General features: G+C 54.4%; 1 rRNA gene. It reads left to right on the top strand.

From position 1 onward, the window contains the following. Positions 1 to 1,659 (top strand): 23S ribosomal RNA (locus tag ACAN55_RS24135); the annotation flags it as partial.

Genomic DNA, 1,659 nt, shown 5'->3' with positions numbered 1-1,659 from the left:
TGTATCTGGGGTAGGGGAGCGTTGTATGTGGGTTGAAGGTGTACCGTAAGGAGCGCTGGACAGCATACAAGTGAGAATGCCGGTATGAGTAACGAAAAGATCAGTGAGAATCTGATCCGCCGAAAGCCCAAGGTTTCCTGAGGAAGGCTCGTCCGCTCAGGGTAAGTCGGGACCTAAGGCGAGGCCGAAAGGCGTAGTCGAAGGACAACAGTTTGAAATTACTGTACCACCGTAATCCGCTATGAGCGATGGGGTGACGCAGGAGGGTAGTGACGCGGACTGATGGATGTCCGTCTAAGCAGTGAGGCTGGTATGTAGGCAAATCCGCATACCTCAAGGCCAGGCTGTGATGGGGAGCGAAAATTATAGTAGCGAAGGTCATGATCTCACACTGCCAAGAAAAGCCTCTAGCCAGGAGAAGGTGCCCGTACCGCAAACCGACACAGGTAGGCGAGAAGAGAATTCTAAGGCGCGCGGAAGAACTCTCGTTAAGGAACTCGGCAAAATGACCCCGTAACTTCGGGAGAAGGGGTGCCCCGGTAGTGTGAATAGCACGAGGGGGCCGCAGTGAAAAGGCCCAAGCGACTGTTTAGCAAAAACACAGGTCTGTGCGAAGCCGCAAGGCGAAGTATACGGGCTGACGCCTGCCCGGTGCTGGAAGGTTAAGGGGAGTGGTTAGGGGTAACCCGAAGCTATGAACCGAAGCCCCAGTAAACGGCGGCCGTAACTATAACGGTCCTAAGGTAGCGAAATTCCTTGTCAGGTAAATTCTGACCCGCACGAATGGCGTAACGACTTGGGCGCTGTCTCAACGAGAGATCCGGTGAAATTTTAATACCTGTGAAGATGCAGGTTACCCGCGACAAGACGGAAAGACCCCATGGAGCTTTACTGCAGCTTGATATTGAATTTGGGTACGATCTGTACAGGATAGGTGGGAGCCGTAGAAACCGGAGCGCAAGCTTCGGTGGAGGCGCCGTTGGGATACCACCCTGATCGTATCTAGGTTCTAACCTAGTACCCTTACCGGGTACGGGGACCGTGTCAGGCGGGCAGTTTGACTGGGGCGGTCGCCTCCTAAAGAGTAACGGAGGCGTTCCAAGGTTCCCTCAGAATGGTTGGAAATCATTCGAAGAGTGCAAAGGCATAAGGGAGCTTGACTGCGAGACCAACAAGTCGAGCAGGGACGAAAGTCGGACTTAGTGATCCGGTGGTACCGCATGGAAGGGCCATCGCTCAACGGATAAAAGCTACCCTGGGGATAACAGGCTTATCTCCCCCAAGAGTCCACATCGACGGGGAGGTTTGGCACCTCGATGTCGGCTCATCGCATCCTGGGGCTGAAGTAGGTCCCAAGGGTTGGGCTGTTCGCCCATTAAAGCGGTACGCGAGCTGGGTTCAGAACGTCGTGAGACAGTTCGGTCCCTATCTGTCGTGGGCGCAGGAAATTTGAGAGGAGCTGTCCTTAGTACGAGAGGACCGGGATGGACGTACCGCTGGTGCACCAGTTGTTTCGCCAGAAGCATGGCTGGGTAGCTACGTACGGACGGGATAAGCGCTGAAAGCATCTAAGCGTGAAGCCCCCCTCAAGATGAGATTTCCCAATTAGTAAGACCCCTTGAAGACGACGAGGTAGATAGGTTGGAGGTGGAAGTGCAG

This window comes from Paenibacillus oryziterrae (assembly GCF_042610485.1).
In the GTDB taxonomy this organism is placed as follows: Bacteria; Bacillota; Bacilli; order Paenibacillales; family Paenibacillaceae; genus Paenibacillus_AQ.
Note: the sequence above shows the minus strand (reverse complement) of the source record. Positions and strands in the feature narration are given on the sequence as shown.